Here is an 18,133-nt window from a genome sequence, read left to right on the forward strand (position 1 = left end):
TGAGCGGCATCGGGTAGTCGATCATGTTTGGTAAAAGAGGCAAAGACGACGGCAGCCGGGTAACGCCCGAATTCCGTCCGCCGGCATCCGCTCCCGCCGCCCCAACGGGGATGGTGACGGCCGAACGACCGGTCGTGCCACCGTCCAGCACGCCGGCCGCGTCGCCCGCGCGCCGCCCCGTCGAGGCGCCGCCTATGGCGCCGGAGCCGCCAAGAAGGCCCCAGCGCGAGCGCTCGGAGACCTACTACGACACCAAGAGCCAGGTTTTCTCCGCGCTCATCGACACGATCGATCTGTCGCAGCTCGCCAAGCTCGATCCCGAGAGCGCGCGCGAGGAAATCCGCGACATTGTCAACGACATTATCGCGATCAAGAACTTTGCGATGTCGATCTCCGAGCAGGAAGAGCTGCTCGAGGATATCTGCAACGACATTCTGGGCTACGGACCGCTGGAGCCCTTGCTTGCCCGTGACGACATCGCCGACATCATGGTCAACGGCTCCAAGAACGTCTACATCGAAGTCAATGGCAAGGTCGAACAGACCGGCGTCCGTTTCCGCGACAACCAGCAGTTGCTCAACATTTGCCAGCGCATCGTCAGCCAGGTCGGCCGCCGCGTCGACGAATCGAGTCCGATCTGCGACGCGCGCCTGCCCGATGGCTCGCGCGTCAACGTCATCGCGCCGCCGCTGTCGATCGACGGCACCGCGCTCACCATCCGCAAATTCAAGAAGGATAAGCTGACGCTGGACCAACTGGTCAAGTTCGGCGCCATCTCGCCGCAAGGCGCGGAAATCCTCAAGATCATAGGCCGCGTCCGCTGCAATGTCGTCATTTCGGGCGGCACGGGTTCGGGCAAAACCACGCTGCTCAACTGCCTGACCAATTATATCGACCGCGAGGAACGCGTCATCACCTGCGAGGATTCGGCGGAGCTGCAGCTGCAGCAGCCGCATGTGGTCCGTCTCGAAACCCGGCCGCCCAATCTGGAGGGCGAGGGCGAGGTGACTATGCGCGACCTGGTCAAGAACTGCCTGCGCATGCGGCCTGAGCGGATCATCGTCGGCGAAGTGCGCGGACCGGAAGTGTTCGACTTGCTGCAGGCGATGAACACCGGTCACGACGGCTCGATGGGGACGATCCACTCGAACAGTCCGCGCGAATGCCTCAACCGTATCGAATCGATGATCGCCATGGGCGGCTATTCGCTGCCGCAGCGCACGGTGCGGGAGATCGTCGTCGGCTCGATCGACGTGATCATCCAGGCGGCCCGCCTGCGCGACGGCTCGCGCCGCATCACCCACATCACCGAGGTAGTCGGCATGGAAGGCGATGTCATCATCACTCAGGACCTTGTCCTCTACAACATCAAGGGCGAGGACTCGAGCGGCCGGCTGGTCGGCGAGCATGTGTCGACGGGCATCGGCCGTCCGCATTTCTGGGACCGTGCCCGCTATTATGGCGAGGAGCAGCGCCTCGCCAACGCGCTCGAGGCGATGGAGAAACGCGCTGACTGAGGCATCTGGAGGTTGGAAGCAATTCCAAGAAAAGGGTGAAGCGGTTTTCCGTCCGGAATTGCGTCAGAGCAAAGAGATAGGCCGGTTTGCCGGTTCTTTGGAACGGCGAGATGCCCGAGGGACCCTGGTCGATGTTCGGAATTGATACCACCGTATTGGCTTTCGTCGTGCTCGCCGGCTTCAGCGCCGGCGCGGTGGCCTATGCTTTCCTGTTCACACGCATCGACAACGAGAAGCAGGCCGGCAAGCGGCTTCAGACCGTCAAGACGGCCGAAACCGACCGGTCTGTGGTGAAAGCGACACGCGACCGCGCCGCCGAAGCGGTCAAGCGGCGAAAAAACGTCCAGGACTCGCTGAAGCAGCTCGACGAGAAGCAGAAGACCAACGATCGCAACGTCAAGAAACCGCCGCTGAAGGTCCAGATCCGCCAGGCCGGCATGCAGGTTCCGATCGAGCGCTTCTACATGTATTCAGCCGTCTGCGGCATCATGCTGACGGGCCTTCTCTTTTTCGTCGGCGCGCCTTTGTGGGCTCTGCCCGGCGCCCTGCTGGCGGGCGGCCTCGGCCTGCCGCGCTGGTTCGTGTCGTTTCGCCGCACACGCCGCGTCAAGGCCTTCCTGGAAGAGTTCCCGAACGCGCTCGACATCATCGTGCGCGCGGTCAAGTCCGGCCTGCCGCTCAACGACGCGATCCGCCTGATCGCCCACGAATCGCCTGAACCGGTGCGGTCCGAGTTCCGCCGCATCGTCGATTCCCAGCAGATGGGCATGTCGGTGCCCGACGCCGCCATGCGCATGTCCGAGACCATGCCATGCAGCGAGGCCGGCTTCTTCGGCATCGTCATCCAGATCCAGTCACAGGCCGGCGGCAACCTGTCCGAGGCGCTGGGCAATCTTTCGCGCGTCCTGCGCGACCGCAAGAAGATGAAGGCCAAGGTCCAGGCGCTGTCGATGGAAGCCAAGGCATCCGCCGCCATCATTGGCGCCTTGCCCTTCGTCGTCGCCTTCCTCGTTTATCTGTCGAGCCCGAATTACATCATGCCGCTGTTCACCACCCATGTCGGCAACCTGATCCTCGGCTGCGCGGGTGTGTGGATGTCGATCGGCATCCTGGTGATGCGCAAGATGATGAACTTCGAAGTGTAGGGGCGGATCCGGTGACAGAGCAGGTCGTCAAAACACTCACCGACCCTTCTTTCCTGATCGCAATGCTGGTCGGCATTGCCGTGTTCGCCACTGTCTTCACGCTCATGCCGGCGTTCGGCGGCACGTCCCTCAAGTCGCGCATGAAAAGCGTGGCTCTTGAACGCGACAAATTGCGCGCCGAGCAGCGTGCGCGGCTGGCCAGCGAGGCCGACCGCCGTCGCAAAGGCCTACGCGAAGAACAGTCCATCGGCATGCGCAACGTCGTCGACCGCCTCGATCTCAGGCGCGCGCTCGCAGATGAAAACACGATCCAGAAGCTCAAGGTCGCGGGCTTCCGCGGCGAGAACCCGCTGACGCGTTTCCTCTTCTTCCGCCTCGTCCTGCCATTCGCCGGTTTTGCCTTGGCGGCCATCTATCTGTTCGTGCTCGGCGGCTTGCCGCAGCAGCCGACTTTCATCAGGCTGTTCGTCTGTGTCGTTGTCGCGTATGGCGGCTTCTATGCGCCGATCGTCTACGTCAACAACCGCGCGACCAAGCGCAAGCAGTCGATCCAACTGGCGTGGCCGGACGCGCTCGACCTGATGCTGATCTGCGTCGAATCCGGGATGTCGGTGGAAGCGGCGTTGCGCAGGGTTGCCGACGAAATCGGCGCGCAGTCGGTGGCGCTTGCCGAGGAATTCGTGCTCACCAATGCCGAGCTGTCCTATCTGCAGGATCGCAAGACCGCTTATGAAAACCTGGCGAGCCGCACCGGCCTGGAATCGGTGAAGTCGGTGTCGCAGGCCCTGGTCCAGGCCGAACGCTACGGCACGCCGGTGGCGCACGCGCTGCGCGTGCTAGCCTCGGAAAGCCGCGACATGCGGATGAACGCCGCGGAAAAGAAGGCCGCGGCCCTTCCGCCGAAGCTTACCGTGCCGATGATCCTGTTCTTCTTGCCGGTTCTGTTCGCCATCATTCTTGGGCCGGCCGGCATCCAGGTCAGCCAGCGCGGCATCTTCGGCGACCAGCACAGCTCTTCGAGTCAGTAAAGCACTCCAGGAAAAGCGTCGAGCGGATTTCCGTCTGGATTGCCTAAAAAACAAAGAGATAGGGCCGTTTCGCACCAATCAAAAAAGCCGCGCGGGCCCGCGCGGCTTTTTTGATTTCAGCGGTGGTCGATGTTGGGCAGCGACTGCCTGCGGTCAGTTCGTGGCGATTTTCGCCTTGTCTTTGTCCTTATCCTGATCCTTCAGCTGGTTCCAGGCGTTCTGCTGGGCAAGCATTTGGCGCAAATAGGCGACATTGGCCTGTGCCTGCTCGGGCGACAGTTCCTGCGAGGCGATCTTCTCGGCCTCGTCGAAGCGGCCCTGCAGTCCGACGACCAGCGCGAGGTTCTGCCGCACCCGGCTGTCGGCGCCGGGCTGCTGTGCGGCCGAACGCATATAGGTCTCGGCCGTGCGCAGGTCGCCTTCGAGCACATAGGACATGCCGAGATTGGACAGTACCGAAGGCTCGTTCGGCTTCAGTTCCAGCGCCTTGCGATAGTCCTGCCGCGCTTCGTCCTTCTGCCCCATCTGGTCGAGAATGGCGGCCTCCGCCGACACCAGCTTCCAGTCCGGATATTCGGGCGTCTGCGCGCGGCGCACGGCGTCGAGCGCAGGCTCGAACTGGCCGTTGGCGGCAAGCGCCTTGCCATAGGCCGCCAACACCTCGCGATCCTTGGGATAGGCGATCGCCAGCTTGCGCATCACCGCCAGCGACTGGTCGGCGTCGCCGTCCATCTGCAGCGCCGCCGCGAAATTTATCGCCAGGCGCTTGTCGTTCGGATTGCGGGCATAGGATTGGCCGAGTCTGGACGTTGCGGTGCGCAGGTCGTCTGCCGACATCGTTTCCAGCGGCTTGCTGCCGGAGCGGGAGATGGAGCCGGTGGTGAACTTGCTGGTGCTGCCGCAACCGGCCACGCTGGCCGCCAGCGCCGCCATGAAGACCGTGGTGATCATACGCTTGGCTGTAAGGTTCAACGCTTCGGTCGGCATCGGCGCCCGGTCTCCATTCCTGTGCGGCCATTGGCTGGCCGTCTTCCCTCCCGCAGAAATATTCTGTTAACCCTAACGGACCGTTAAGAAGCGCCGACTCAAGCTGTTCGGCCGGAGATCATCACATGCCTGTCGAACTCGTTGCCCAGAAGCCGGAAGCCGCCTTGCCTGTCTATTTGGTGGCAAAGGACGCCCTTGAGGCCGCGGCGCTGCCGCCGTCCGTCGTTGCCTGGGCAAGAGCCAACGGCTTTTCCGGCGAGGCGGGGCGCACCCTGGTCCTGCCGGGCGAGGACGGCAGCCTTGCCGGCGCATTGTTCGGCACCGGCGATGGCGAAAGCGTTCTTTCCCTCGGCGCGCTCGCAAGGTCGTTGCCGGAGGGCGACTGGCATTTCGCGTCGGCCCCCGCGCAGCCCGATCTCGCCGCGCTCGCGCTTGTCCTTGGGGGCTATGTCTTCACACGCTACGGCAAGAAGCCCGGCAAGGCCTTGCGCTTTGCGCTTCCGGAGGGCGCCGATGCCGCGCATGTCCGCCGCGTCGCCGACAGCGTGGTCCTGGCACGCGACCTCGTCAACACGCCGACCAGCGACCTGGGGCCGCTCGAACTGGAAGAGGCCGCCCGGAAACTTGCGGCCGCCCATGGCGCCAATATCTCGGTGATCCATGGCGACGATCTCCTGGCGCGGAATTTTCCGATGATCCATGCCGTCGGCCGCGCCTCGACCGGCGCGCCGCGGCTGATCGACATGACGTGGGGGCCGAGCAATGCGCCGAAGGTGACGCTGGTCGGCAAGGGTGTCTGCTTCGACACCGGCGGCCTCGACATCAAGCCGTCGTCGGGCATGCTTTTGATGAAGAAGGATATGGGCGGCGCCGCCAACGTGCTGGGTCTCGCCTCCATGATCATGGCGGCGAAATTGAATGTCCGGCTGCGCGTGCTGGTCCCCGCAGTCGAGAATTCGATCGCCGGCAATGCCTTCCGGCCCGGCGATGTTCTGCGGAGCCGCAAGGGCATCACGGTCGAGATCGGCAACACGGATGCGGAAGGGCGACTGGTTCTCGCCGACGCGCTGGCGCTGGCCGATGAGGAGCAGCCCGCCTTGCTGGTCGACATGGCGACGCTAACCGGCGCCGCGCGCGTCGCGCTGGGCCCGGATCTGCCGCCCTTCTACACCGCCGACGAGACGCTTGCCGCCGACCTCGCCGCCGCCTCCGTGGCCGTCGAGGATCCGCTGTGGCGCATGCCGCTTTGGCGTCCCTATGACGCAAAGCTTTCCTCGAAGATCGCCGACATCAACAATGTCACCACGGATGGCTTTGCCGGGTCGATCACCGCGGCGCTTTTCCTCAAGCGTTTCGTCGAGAAGACCCACAGCTGGGCGCATTTCGACATCTTCGCCTGGAACCCGGCCGACCGCCCCTACGGCTTGACCGGCGGCGAGGCGCAAGGCATTCGCGCCCTGGAGCGGATAATTACTGAGCGATTTGGCTGAGGCCAGCACAGCAAGTGGGCGATCAAATCGCCACTGAAACGGAACCGAAACAATTTGCCGGCATGCTTGGGCGATGTCGATCTCGATGCGCCCGAGCCAGGCCTTGCGACTGTGGCAGCAGGTGATGCTGACCCAGGTGCGCGACGGCGAGCCCGATCTCACGATGCGCCAGACGGCGATCCTGTTCACCATCTATCTCGACCCGCCGCCCCATACGGTGCGAGGGCTTGCAGCAAAACTCAACGTCACCAAGCCGGTCATCACCCGGGCGCTGGACACGATGGGCGCGCTGAAGCTGGTCTCGCGTCATCGCGACGAGCTCGACAAGCGCAACGTGCTGATCCGGCGCACGGTGGAAGGCGCGCTCTTTGTCGAGCGCTTCGGCGATGGTATCGTCGCCCGTGCGCATGAATTGCCCATCTAGAGCATGATCCTGAAACCGGTTTTCGGATAAGATCATGCTCCAACAAAGAGTTTGACTGGATTATCGATTTGACCGCCAGGGATGCCCGCCTTCATGCCTTCCGCTCCGACCTTGCCGATGCGAGGCTGAAGGGGGAGGTCGCCGCCGACCGCTTCGTCACCGGCCGCCCGGCGCGGATCACGGCGCCGGTCGCCGACCTGCGCAAGGCGCCGCGCCCGGATGCGGGCGTCAACACGCAGGCGTTGTTCGGCGACGACGTGCTGGTCTTCGAGGATGCGGAAGGCTGGGCTTGGGTGCAGGCCGAGCGCGACGGCTATGTCGGCTATGTGGCCGACAATCTTCTTGGCGCGCGTGACTATGCGCCGACCCACATCGTCGCTGTACCGCGCACCTTCCTCTATCCCGGACCGGATCTGCGTTTTCCGATCAATGGGCAGCTGTCGATGGGCTCGACAGTGACGGTGACCGGGTCGGCCGAGACGCGCGGCACGCATTATGCGTTGCTGCCCTCCGGCCAGGCGATCATCGCCCGCCATTTGCGGCCGATCGCCGAATTGGCCGACGACTATGTCAGCGTCGCCGAAAGCTTCCTCGGCACGCCTTATCTCTGGGGCGGGGTCTCGGGCTTCGGCATCGACTGTTCCGGCCTCGTGCAGCTCGCGATGCGCATGACCGGCAAGGACGTCCTGCGCGACTCCGATATGCAGGCGGCGTCGATCGGCACGCCGTTGGAGCCGGGTCCGGAATATTCAGGTCTCAGGCGCGGCGACCTCATCTTCTGGAAAGGCCACGTCGCGATCATGACCGACGAAAGAGACATGATCCACGCCAACGGCCACACCATGCTGGTCTCGCGCGAGGGGCTGAAGGAAGCGGTGGAGCGCATCGGCTATCTCTATGGTGGTCCGACGGGGTTCAGGCGGCCCTGACCTTTCCTTCTCCCCGTTCACGGGGAGAAGGTGCCCGAAGGGCGGATGAGGGGCGGCGCCGCCGTTGGCGGTTTGCCGCTATCACCCGACCTATCGTCTGACCAAACCATCATCTCGAAGGCCGGCGCTGCCCCTCGCCTGCCTGCCGGCATCCTCTCCCCGTAAACGGGGCGAGGAACGCTGATCCCTTTTTGTTCCGATTTTCCTTGGCGATTTCGTGCCGCCGCGCTACCTCTTGCGCGTGACCGAGCAGCCGCGCCTTGCCGAACAGAATGCCGCCGTCCTGCTGCCCGAACCGTTCGTTAAATGGTTCGGCGAAAAGGGCTGGTCGCCGCGCGTCCATCAGCTCGAGCTGCTGGCGCAGGCTCAAAGCGGCCAATCGGTGCTGCTGATCGCGCCGACCGGCGCCGGCAAGACGCTGGCCGGCTTTCTGCCGTCGCTGACCGAGCTGGCAAACCGTCCCAAGCGAAGGCCGGGCGGAGCCCGCCGCGGCATCCACACGCTCTACATATCGCCGCTCAAGGCGCTGGCCGTCGACATCGAGCGCAATCTCGGCAAGCCGGTTGAGGAGATCGGCCTGCCCGTCACCATCGAGACCCGTACCGGCGACACGCCTTCGCACAAACGCCAGAGGCAGAAACTGGCGCCGCCCGATATCCTGCTCACCACGCCCGAGCAACTCGCGCTGTTGATCGCCTCGAACGGCGCTAGGCGCTTCTTCGAGGACCTGCGTTATGTCGTACTCGACGAATTGCATTCATTGGTCACCTCCAAGCGCGGCCACCTTCTGGCGCTCGGCCTGGCGCGGCTGCGCGCCTTCGTTCCGAGGTTGCAGACCATAGGCTTGTCGGCCACGGTGGCCGAGCCCGACGAGTTGCGGCGCTGGCTGGTTAGTCAGGCTTCTCCCGGCGCCATGTCCGAGCTCATCGTCGTCACGGGCGGCGCGAAGCCCGAGATATCGATCCTCGACTCCGAAGAGCGGGTGCCCTGGGCCGGGCACTCCGCCCGCTACGCCACGCCTGAGATCTACCGCGAGATCAAGCGCCACAAGACCACGCTGCTCTTCGTCAACACGCGCAGCCAGGCTGAGCTGCTGTTCCAGGAGCTATGGCGCGTCAATGAAGACACGCTGCCGATTGCGCTCCATCACGGATCGCTGGATGTCGCGCAGCGCCGCCGCGTCGAGAAGGCGATGGGCGAAAACGCGTTGCGCGCCATCGTCGCCACCTCGACGCTCGATCTCGGCATCGACTGGGGCGACGTCGATCTGGTGGTCCATGTCGGCGCTCCCAAGGGTGCCAGTCGCCTGGCGCAGCGCATTGGCCGCGCCAACCACCGCATGGACGAGCCGTCCAAGGCGATACTCATCCCGGCCAACCGTTTCGAGGTGCTGGAATGCCGCGCGGCGCTCGATGCCAATTACCTCGGCGCGCAGGACACGCCGCCGCTGGTCAATGGCGGGCTGGACGTCTTGGCCCAGCACGTGCTGGGTTGCGCCTGCGGGGCGCCGTTCCATGCCGATGCGTTGTTCGATGAAGTAAGGACGGCTGCACCCTACGCCGGCTTGGATAGGCCGACATTCGATCGGGTCATCGACTTCGTCGCCACCGGCGGCTACGCGCTGAGAAATTACGAGCGCTATGCTCGCATCCGGCAGACGAAGGAAGGCTTGTGGCGGGTTTCAAATCCGGCCGTCGCCCAGCAATACCGGCTCAATGTCGGCACCATTATCGAGGTGCCAGCGCTCAATGTGCGTTACGTCCAGGCTGGCAGCAGGGGGGCAGCCTCGCGCGGCGGCAGGGTGCTGGGAAAGATCGAAGAAGCATTCCTGGAGACTTTGACCCACGGCGACACCTTTATGTTCGGTGGCAAGATCCTGCGCTTCGAAGGCATTCGCGAGAACGAATGCTTTGTCTCGAACGCGCCCGGCAGCGATGCGAAGGTGCCCTATTATGGCGGCGGCAAATTTCCGCTTTCGACCTATCTCGCTGAGCAGGTTCGCGCCATGCTCGACGATCCGCAACGCTGGAAGAAACTGCCCGAGCAGGTAGCTGACTGGTTGAGATTTCAGGCGGACAAGTCCGTCCTGCCGAAACGCGACGATCTGCTGATCGAGACCTTCCCGCGCGGCAACCGTTATTACCTCGTGGCCTATCCGTTCGAAGGCCGGCTGGCGCATCAGACGCTCGGCATGCTGCTGACGCGACGGCTCGATCGGGCCGGAGCGAAGCCGGTCGGTTTCGTGGCCACCGACTATGCGCTGGCCATCTGGTCGCTGGGCGACATGGGCTGGATGTTCAAGAACAGAAAGCCGTCGCTGGCCACACTGTTCGATCAAGACATGCTGGGCGATGATCTGGAAGCGTGGTTCGCCGACAGCTGGCTGCTGAAGCGCACCTTCCGCAACTGCGCGCTCATTTCCGGGCTGATCGAAAAGCGCCACCCCGGGAAGGAGAAAAGTGGCCGCCAGGTCACCGTTTCGACCGACCTCATCTATGACGTGCTGCGCAGCCATGAACCCGACCATATTCTGCTGCAAGCCACCCGGACGGATGCTGCGACCGGGTTGCTCGATGTCAGCAGACTTGCCGAGATGCTCTCGCGCATCCGCGGTCGAATCATGCATAAGAATCTCGAGCAGATATCGCCGCTCGCCGTGCCGATCATGCTTGAAATCGGCAAGATGCCGGTGAATGGCGAGGCGGACGAAACACTGCTGATGGATGCCGCCACCCTCGTCGAAGAGGCCATGGGGCCGGAAATGGCGGACTGAAAGAAGGCCTGGAGGGATGAATTTTTCGCTGTCGCGCGCAATGCTGATCGCCGAGGCCGACCTTGTCGGCATCGCCGGCGAGCGCGCGGTCTGCGACCGGCGCGGCGTTCTCTATTTTCCCGATCTTCGCCTGCTTGCGGTCTCCGACCTGCATCTCGAAAAAGGCTCCTCCTTGGCCCGGCGCGGCGCGCTGATCCCACCCTACGATACCGGAGCAACCTTGCTGCGGCTTCAGGCGGTCATTGCCGACTATCAGCCGCGCATCGTCGTCAGCCTGGGCGATTCCTTCCATGACGGCGGCGGCGCCGAGCGCATGCACCAGAGCTTCCGCGAGCGCCTGGAAGCGATGATGGCCGGCCGCGACTGGTTCTGGGTCGCCGGCAACCACGATCCCGATGCGCCCGCCGATCTGCCCGGTGAGACGGTCAAGGAGCTTGCCGTCGGCTCGCTGCTTTTCCGGCACGAACCCTCGAAGCTGCGGGTCGAGGGCGAGATATCAGGTCATCTCCACCCTTGCGCGCGTATCGTCCAGCGCGGACGCTCGGTCAGGCGGCGCTGCTTCGCCGGCGACGGCGGCCGCATGATCATGCCGGCCTTCGGCGCCTATACCGGCTCGCTCAACGTTCTCGACCGCGCCTATGCCGGCCTGTTCCGGCTGGAAACGCTGGTGGCCTATATGCTCGGCACCGAGCGCATTTTTGCTATCTCAGGATCGATGCTGCGGCCGGGCTGAAACAGCCTTACCTGCCATAGTAGAGCGTGACCGTGTGCTTCGCCTCGGCGAAGAACAGCCAGCGCTCGACTAGCATGCCGGCAAACTGTGCGACGGCCGCAAGCACGGATGCGATCGCTCCCAAAGGCCAAGGCAGGAAGAAAGCGACGACCAGCAGGATGGCCGGCGCGATGAAAGCCAGCGCCTGTGTGATCCGCCGCAGCTTCGCGCTGTGCTTGCGCGCGATGCGAAAGCCCATTTCCTTCAGCAGGTAGTTTTCTTCCGTGTGCGGCCATTCGATCGACTGCACGGTGCCGCCGGTCAGACCCGTCGCCGTATTGGCGGTGGTGGGGATTTCGAGGCGGTCATTGTAGCGCCAGGTCGCAAGCTTCCAACCCCAGCCGGCGAGCGTGGCGAGCAGCGCGAGGGCCAGCATAGCGCTGGGGCTGGCGCTGAAGCTTTGAAACAGGGCGTTGGCGAGAACGCTTCCGGTCATCGCCGCGAAGATGAGGTAGGCCGGTAACGTATAACGGCTGTGCCACTGCGCGATCGGCTTCAGCGAGGCGTAGATCATGCCGGTGGTGCAGACAGTCACCACGGCACCTGCCGCCGCCAGCAGCCCGGTAATCGCCACCCAACCGCCGCTCTTGCCGAGAAACACCCAGCCGATACCGAAGATACTAGCCGGGATGAAGGCTGTGACCGAAGCCACGCCTTCGCGTGACAGCCACGAGCTGCGCCATTGCGAGAAGGCCCGCCAGGCTCGCTCCGGCCGGCCGAGGTGACCGGTGGAGGACAAAAGCCCTGCCGCGATCAGGCCGAGGGCCAAAGCCATACCGACAAAGCCGAGCCAGAAATCGGCGGGGATCACTCCAAGCCCGCCAAGCATGCCGAGCAGCGCGAGCAGGCCGTAGCCTGTCCCGGTGGCGGTGGTGAAGAAGACGACGGAAAAGGCGGGATGCATGATCGGCTAGTTGGAAAGCATGCGGTCGATCCAGCCGAGGAACCCGCCCTCGGCCCGGATCGGCTCCAGCGCAGGGGCGTCGACATTCGCCGCGCGTTCGCTGCGGGCGCGCGGCGGCAGATACCGGTTGGTCGGCTTGTAGCCGAGTTCCGGCATCAGCGCGACGCCGCCACGCTCCTCGACAAGCCGCGAGATAGCGGAGGCCGGATCGCCGAGATCGCCGAAATGCCGGGCACTGGTCGGGCAGGCGGCGACGCAAGCAGGCACGCGATCGTCTTCGGCCAGATTGTCGTTGTAGATGCGGTCGACGCAGAGGGTGCATTTCTTCATCACGCCGATATCGGTATCGAACTCGCGCGCGCCATAGGGGCAGGCCCAGCTGCACAGTTTGCAGCCGATGCATTTATCCTCGTCGACCAGCACGATGCCGTCCGAGGCGCGCTTGTAGGAGGCGCCGGTCGGGCAGACGGTGACGCAGGCCGGCGTCTCGCAATGAAGGCAGGAGCGCGGGAAGTTCACCGTGCGGCCGCCCAGCTCCGTCGTGTGCTCGTAGGTATGCACGCGGTTGAACCAGACGCCATCGACATGACCGCCATAGGGTTCGATATCGGTCAGCGGCGCCATATGGCCGCCGGTGTTCCACTCCTTGCAGGCGGTGACGCAGGCCTGGCAGCCGACGCATGTGTCGAGGTCGATGACCAGCCCGAGTTTCTTGTCGGTTTGCGCGGGAAGACAGGTCATTCGGCGGCTTCCCTCTTCATGCGGAATTCCGCGCCGAAGCGAAGCACGTCCGGCGAAGGCTCGAATTGTGGCGGCCGGCGGAAACGCTCGAATTGCGGCTCGGTGAAGCCGGCTTCTTCCCGAGCACATTTGACGATGCGCACGCGCACATCAAACCACGCGGCCTGTCCGGTGACGGGGTCGGAATTCGAATAGCACCTGCCGCTGGCATCGGCCGACGTCTGGTCACCGATGATGTGGTTGAGCAGGAAGCCGCGATTGCTCTCCGCCGCGTCGTCCTTCAATCCCCAGCTGCCGCGCCGCTTGCCGACCGCGTTCCAGGTCCACACCGTATCCGGGTTCACGCCGTCGATCAGCTTGATCTGGCCCTTCACCCTTCCGTTGACGCTTTCGATCCAAACCCAGTCGTCGTCCGCGAGGCCGAGCTTGCCGGCCGTCTGGCGGTGCACGAAGAGCCGGTTCTGGCTGGTGATCTGCCTTAGCCATGCATTCTGCGAGCCCCAGGAATGGTACATGTGCATCGGCCGCTGAGTCAGCGCATGCAGCGGATATTTTTCGAGGTCGACTGTGTCGTCCTCGAAAGGTGCGTACCAGAAGGGCAGCGGGTCCATATAGGCTTCGATGCGGCCGCGTTCGGCATCGGGTGGCTGCACCTTGCCGTGGCCACGCGCGGCAAGCCTGAACCGTTGGATCGGCTCCGAGTAAAGCTGGAAGACGATCGGCTCTGCGCAGGGGATGAAACCCATCTCGACCGCCAAGTCGAGATAGGCGCGGTTGCCCATTTTGTAATAGCGCTGGTCGGCGGCGAACTCGTGATGCCAGAAGCCGCCATTGTCGATGTAGCGCTGCAGCTGGTCGGGGTTGACGTCACCCCTGCCGATCGATCCGCCATTCTTGCCGCGCCAGCCGGCGAGCGGGCCGATGCCGGGGGCGCGCTCGTGGTTGACGATGTAATCGGCATAGTCGCGGTATTTGGGGGCACCATCCTCGTCGACGAAGCCTGGCAGGCCGAGCCGCGCGCCGAGCTCGATCAGCACCGACTGGAAAGGCCGCACGTCGCGGTCCGGCTGCACCACCGGATGACGGATGGCGTCTGCGGCCCCGTCCGCGTGGCTGATCGGCCGGTCGAGCAGGCTGATGCAATCGTGCCGCTCGAGATAGGTGGTGTCGGGCAGCACCAGGTCGGCGAACGGCACGGTCTCGGAATAATAGGCGTCGGAATAGATGATGAAGGGGATCCTGTAGGCGCCCGCCTCGTCCTTGTCGGTCAGCATGGCAATCGTCTCGACCGTGTTCATCGACGAATTCCATGCCATGTTCGACATGTACAGCATCAGCGTGTCGATCGGATAAGGATCGCCGGCCCAGGCATTGCGGATCACCGTGTGCATCAGCCCGTGCGCGGCCAAGGGCGCTTCCCACGAATAGGCCTTGTCGATGCGCGTGGGCTGGCCGGCGTCGTCGACGAGGAGATCGTCCGGGCCGCAGACGAAGCCGAGCGGCATGCCGTCGAGCGGCGTCATCGGCTGGGCGTTTTTTCCGCATGGCTTCGGCCCCGGCGGCGCGCAGCGCGGATAGGGCGGCTTGAAGCGGAAGCCGCCCGGAACGTCGACCGTGCCGAGCAGCACCTGGAGCAGATGGATGGCGCGGCAGGTGTGAAATCCGTTGGAATGGGCCGAGATGCCGCGCATGGCGTGCATCGAGACAGGCCGGCCCTTGATCGTCTGGTGTCGCCGGCCGGCCCAGTCGGTCCAGGCGACCGGCAGCTCGATCGTCTGCTCGAAGGCGACATGCGCGAGTTCCGCCGCGATCCGCCGGATCGTGTCGGCGGCAACACCGCAGCGCGCCGCCAAGGCGTCCGGCGAATAGCTGTCGTCCATATAGCGCTCGGCGATGAGCTCGAAGACAGGCTGGCAGCGCCGACCGCCAACGTCATAGCTGCCGGTCAGCGCCGGCTTTGCTTCGGGGTTGACTGCGTTGATCGGCGTCTTCGCCACCCTGTCCCACACGAGCGGGTTGCCGTCGGCATCGCGCACGAACAGCCCGTCGTCGGCCGCACCCTGTTCCCGGACGACGAGCACCGGCGCATTGGTGTAGCGCAACAGGTAATCCAGATCGACACGTCCGGCCTTGAGCAGTTCGTGGACCAGCGCCAGCACGAACAGGCCGTCCGTGCCCGGTCTGATGCCGATCCAGTCGTCGGCAATGGCGTTGTAGCCCGTGCGGCAGGGGTTGATCGAAACCACCTTGGCGCCGCGCGCCTTGAGCTTGCCGAGGCCGATCTTGATCGGGTTGGAATCATGATCTTCGGCGACGCCGAACAGCATGAAATATTTCGTGTTGTCCCAGTCGGGCTCGCCGAACTCCCAGAACGAGCCGCCGATCGTATAGAGCCCGCCGGCCGCCATGTTGACGGAGCAGAAGCCGCCATGCGCGGCGAAATTCGGCGTGCCGAATTTCGAGGCCCACCAGCCGGTCAGCGATTGCGACTGGTCGCGCCCGGTGAAGAAGGCGAGTTTTTTCGGGTCAGTGCGGCGGATCGCCGAGAGGCGGTCGGTAGCGATGGTCAGCGCTTCCTCCCACTCGATCTCGCGGAATTCGCCTGAGCCGCGCGGACCGCTCCGCAGCAGCGGTTTCCTCAGCCGTGCCGGGCTGTAATGCTGCATGATGCCGGCGCTGCCCTTGCCGCAGATCACGCCGCGGTTCACCGGATGGTCCTTGTTGCCGTTGATGTAGCGCACCTTGCCGTCCTTGATGTGGACGTCGATGCCGCAGCGGCAGGCGCACATGTAGCAGGTGGTCTTGGCGATGCGGTCGGAGACGCTTGGCGAGGTCTCCACGCCGTCGCCCTCATCCGGTGCCCGGCTGTCGGCCAGCGGCCGTTGCGAGGGGGCGGAATTGGCACCGCGCGGCTCGGCCTTGCTCATGATCCGCGAACGCTCTTGCCGCTCGCCATCTTGGCCTTCGTCTTGGGTCCGGGGCCGCGCATGTAGTGGAGCTCGGGATGATAGCGCTCACCGGCGAGCTGCCGCTTCAGCCGGCGGCTCCAATGCGCGAATAGGGATTTGAAGCGCCCTGTCATTTCCCGCTCTTGGCCTTTGACGACCAGTTTTTTCCAATTTCCTGCAAAAACTTAGAACAAAGCAATTGATCCGTCTAACAAGCAGCTCTTGTAATTCCGATCGATTCTGCTTCTTAGTTAGCCATGACTCTCGATCAGTTGCGCATCTTCGTCGCCGTCGCCGAGCACGGCCATATGACCAAGGCCGCCGAGCGGCTCGGCATCTCGCAATCGGCGGCCTCGGCCGCCATCCGCGCGCTCGAAAGCCAGCACGGCGTGCGCCTGTTCAACCGGGTCGGCCGCAACATCGAGCTGGCCCAGACCGGTCACCGCTTCCTGCCCGAGGCGAAGGCGGTCCTGGATCGCGCCGCTGCCGCCCGCGGCGTGCTGGAGGATGTCTCGCAGACCGTCGCCGGCAGCCTGTCGATCGCGGCCAGCCAGACCATCGCCAGCTACTGGCTGCCGCGTCGCCTGGCTGCCTTCCATGAGGCCTATCCCGCCGTGAAGTTGAGCGTGACGATCGGCAACACCAGGCAGGTGGAGACCAATGTGCTCGACGGTCGCGCCGACTTCGGGCTGGTCGAGGGTCGCACCGAATCCGACATCCTGCGCCGGGCCACGGTCGACGAGGACCGCCCGATGTTGGTGGTGGCGCGCGCGCATCCCGAAATTCCAATGACGCGAGCGGGGAACCTCGATATCAGGGCCTTGCGCTGGATCATCAGGGAAGGCGGGTCGGGCACGCGCGAGGCGCTGGAGGACTTCGCGCTCAGCCAAGGGGTCCCGCCGGCGGAGCTGCAGATTTTCCTCGTCCTGCCCAGCAACGAGGCCGTGCGTCAGGCGGTCGAGGCCGGCGCGGGCGCCACGATCATCTCGGAGCTCGTCGTCGCGCGCTCGCTGGCGGAGGGCAGCCTCAGGGCCGTGCCGGTCGAACTGCCGAAGCGCGACTTCGCCATGATCACGCACCGCGACCGCCAGGCCAGCCTCGCCCAGATGGCGCTGAAGGCGCATCTGGGTGGAAGGGTCAGCTGAGCCCAGGCGGCACCCCTCACGCGTATTTCCGCTGCGCGTCGAGCGCCAGCCCAAGGCCGACCGAGCCGAACATGTCGCCTTCGATGACGGAGGCCTGCGGCACCAGCGACAGGATTTCCCGCTTCGCCAGCGGGATGGCAGTCGAGCCGCCGGTGAGGAAGACGGCGGTGATGGCCGAGGCATTAACGCCAGCATCGGCGATGGTCTGTTGGACCGTGGCGGCAATGCGTTCGATGTCGCTCGCAATGGTCTCCTCGAGGCCCGCGCGCGTGATCTCGGCTGCAAAGCGCGCGCCGGGCAGCGACACCTTCACTTCGGCCGAAGACTGGTCTGTCAGCGCGATCTTCGCCCTTTCGACCAGGCCCGCCAGCGCATGGCCGTAGCGATGCTCGACGACATGGATGAAGCGGTCGACGAGATCGGCACGCTCGGCCTCGTAGCGGATCTGCCTCAGATCCGTCATCGCCTTGGCGGTGTAGACGAGATTGATGCGCTGCCAGGTGGCGAGGTCGATGAAATAGGCGGCCGGCAGATTGCGCTTGTGGTCCTTGGTCCGTGTCAGATAGCCGAGCTGGGGCATAACATGGGCGATGCTGAGCAGCCGGTCGAAATCGGTGCCGCCGATATGGATGCCGCAATTGGCAAGGATGTCGGCCTTGCGGTCGCTCGAGCGCGCGCGTTCCGGCGAGACCCGCACGATCGAGAAGTCGGACGTGCCGCCGCCCATGTCGACGATCAGCGCCAACTCCTCGCGGGTGACGTTCTGCTCGTAATCGAGCGCCGCCGCGATCGGCTCGAATTGGAAGGCGATGTGCTTGAAGCCTTGCGCGCGGGCGGCTTTTTCGAGCTCGCCCTGCGCCTTCGCATCCGCGGCCGCATCGTCGTCGACGAATTGCACGGGCCTGCCCAGCACCACGTTCTCGACCGGGCCGCCGGCGTCTTCTTCCAGCCGCTTCTTCAAATGGCCGACAAACATGCCGACAATGTCGATGAAGCCGACCTGGCGCGCCTTGATGCGCGTCTTTTCGTTGGCGAGCGCGCTCCCGAGAACGCTCTTCAACGAGCGCATCAGCCGGCCTTCGATGCTGTCGGTGTAGTCGCTGATCGCGCGGCGGCCGAAATAGGTGTAGCCGTCCTCGAAGTTGAAGAACACGGCGCTCGGCAGGGTGGGTTGCTCGCCTTCCAGCGCCACCAGCCGCGCCCGGCCGTCGCGGATCACGCCCACGGTGGAATTGGACGTCCCGAAATCGATGCCGCCGAATGCCGATCGCATCGCAGGCTCCCGTCGTTGTTTCATAGCGGCAAGCCGACGCAGTGCGCGCCGTCATCC

15 protein-coding genes are annotated in these 18,133 nt (G+C 64.5%); 9 read left to right on the forward strand and 6 right to left on the reverse strand.

The features are described 5' to 3' along the window. The first annotated feature begins 23 nt into the window (after window positions 1–23). The 3 genes from FJW06_RS10090 (at window position 24) to FJW06_RS10100 (ending at window position 3,690) form a co-directional block, all read left to right on the forward strand. Window positions 24–1,517 carry a CpaF family protein gene (locus tag FJW06_RS10090; protein WP_140751104.1) on the forward strand — a complete coding sequence of 498 codons (1,494 nt, stop codon included), beginning with the start codon at window positions 24–26 and terminating at the stop codon, window positions 1,515–1,517. Window positions 1,518–1,648: 131 nt separating this feature from the next. Then, the gene (locus FJW06_RS10095; RefSeq protein WP_140751164.1) at window positions 1,649–2,662 is read left to right on the forward strand and encodes a type II secretion system F family protein; all 1,014 of its coding nucleotides are present in this window, start codon (window positions 1,649–1,651) and stop codon (window positions 2,660–2,662) included. Window positions 2,663–2,673: 11 nt separating this feature from the next. After that, window positions 2,674–3,690, forward strand: coding sequence for a type II secretion system F family protein (locus FJW06_RS10100; RefSeq protein WP_140751106.1), 1,017 nt, complete (start codon window positions 2,674–2,676; stop codon window positions 3,688–3,690). A gap of 153 nt (window positions 3,691–3,843) precedes the next feature. Here FJW06_RS10100 and FJW06_RS10105 read toward each other — a convergent pair whose 3' ends face one another. Next, a complete protein-coding gene (locus tag FJW06_RS10105; protein WP_140751108.1) occupies window positions 3,844–4,677 on the reverse strand; it encodes a tetratricopeptide repeat protein in 834 nt (277 codons plus the stop codon). 125 nt (window positions 4,678–4,802) lie between these two features. Here FJW06_RS10105 and FJW06_RS10110 point away from each other — a divergent pair, with 125 nt between their 5' ends. From FJW06_RS10110 to pdeM, 5 genes are all read left to right on the forward strand, one after another. Then, on the forward strand, window positions 4,803–6,167 hold the full coding sequence (locus FJW06_RS10110) for a leucyl aminopeptidase family protein (RefSeq protein WP_140751109.1): 1,365 nt from the start codon (window positions 4,803–4,805) through the stop codon (window positions 6,165–6,167). Between the two features lie 73 nt (window positions 6,168–6,240). After that, window positions 6,241–6,591 carry a MarR family winged helix-turn-helix transcriptional regulator gene (locus tag FJW06_RS10115; protein WP_140751111.1) on the forward strand — a complete coding sequence of 117 codons (351 nt, stop codon included), beginning with the start codon at window positions 6,241–6,243 and terminating at the stop codon, window positions 6,589–6,591. Window positions 6,592–6,659: 68 nt separating this feature from the next. Further along, entirely contained in the window at window positions 6,660–7,520 is an 861-nt protein-coding gene (locus FJW06_RS10120; protein WP_140751113.1) for an NlpC/P60 family protein, read from the forward strand. Window positions 7,521–7,761: 241 nt separating this feature from the next. Then, entirely contained in the window at window positions 7,762–10,293 is a 2,532-nt protein-coding gene (locus FJW06_RS10125) for a ligase-associated DNA damage response DEXH box helicase (protein ID WP_140751166.1), read from the forward strand. A gap of 16 nt (window positions 10,294–10,309) precedes the next feature. Continuing rightward, the gene (pdeM, locus tag FJW06_RS10130; protein ID WP_140751115.1) at window positions 10,310–11,026 is read left to right on the forward strand and encodes a ligase-associated DNA damage response endonuclease PdeM; all 717 of its coding nucleotides are present in this window, start codon (window positions 10,310–10,312) and stop codon (window positions 11,024–11,026) included. Between the two features lie 7 nt (window positions 11,027–11,033). Here the strand turns inward: pdeM and FJW06_RS10135 are convergent, their stop codons facing one another. Genes FJW06_RS10135 through FJW06_RS30060 form a run of 4 tightly spaced genes read right to left on the reverse strand, consistent with a single transcriptional unit; the run spans window position 11,034 to window position 15,792 of the window. Beyond that, the gene (locus FJW06_RS10135; protein WP_140751117.1) at window positions 11,034–11,969 is read right to left on the reverse strand and encodes a DmsC/YnfH family molybdoenzyme membrane anchor subunit; all 936 of its coding nucleotides are present in this window, start codon (window positions 11,967–11,969) and stop codon (window positions 11,034–11,036) included. A gap of 6 nt (window positions 11,970–11,975) precedes the next feature. Further along, window positions 11,976–12,710, reverse strand: coding sequence for a 4Fe-4S dicluster domain-containing protein (locus tag FJW06_RS10140; protein WP_140751119.1), 735 nt, complete (start codon window positions 12,708–12,710; stop codon window positions 11,976–11,978). Beyond that, window positions 12,707–15,637 (reverse strand): molybdopterin oxidoreductase family protein, encoded by a 2,931-nt coding sequence (locus tag FJW06_RS10145; RefSeq protein WP_140751121.1) that lies wholly within the window; start codon window positions 15,635–15,637, stop codon window positions 12,707–12,709. The genes FJW06_RS10140 and FJW06_RS10145 overlap by 4 nt, the downstream gene beginning before the upstream one ends. After that, the gene (locus FJW06_RS30060; RefSeq protein ID WP_181178196.1) at window positions 15,634–15,792 is read right to left on the reverse strand and encodes a hypothetical protein; all 159 of its coding nucleotides are present in this window, start codon (window positions 15,790–15,792) and stop codon (window positions 15,634–15,636) included. Before FJW06_RS30060 ends, FJW06_RS10145 begins: the two co-directional genes overlap by 4 nt. A 123-nt stretch (window positions 15,793–15,915) precedes the next feature. On the opposite strand from FJW06_RS30060, the gene FJW06_RS10150 reads away from it, so the two are divergent. Next, the gene (locus FJW06_RS10150; RefSeq protein ID WP_140751123.1) at window positions 15,916–16,803 is read left to right on the forward strand and encodes a LysR substrate-binding domain-containing protein; all 888 of its coding nucleotides are present in this window, start codon (window positions 15,916–15,918) and stop codon (window positions 16,801–16,803) included. Between the two features lie 16 nt (window positions 16,804–16,819). On the opposite strand, the gene FJW06_RS10155 is transcribed toward FJW06_RS10150, so the two are convergent. Further along, entirely contained in the window at window positions 16,820–18,076 is a 1,257-nt protein-coding gene (locus FJW06_RS10155; RefSeq protein ID WP_140751125.1) for an Hsp70 family protein, read from the reverse strand. Window positions 18,077–18,133 lie beyond the last annotated feature (57 nt).

This window comes from Mesorhizobium sp. B4-1-3, from assembly GCF_006439355.1.
Taxonomy (GTDB): domain Bacteria; phylum Pseudomonadota; class Alphaproteobacteria; order Rhizobiales; family Rhizobiaceae; genus Mesorhizobium.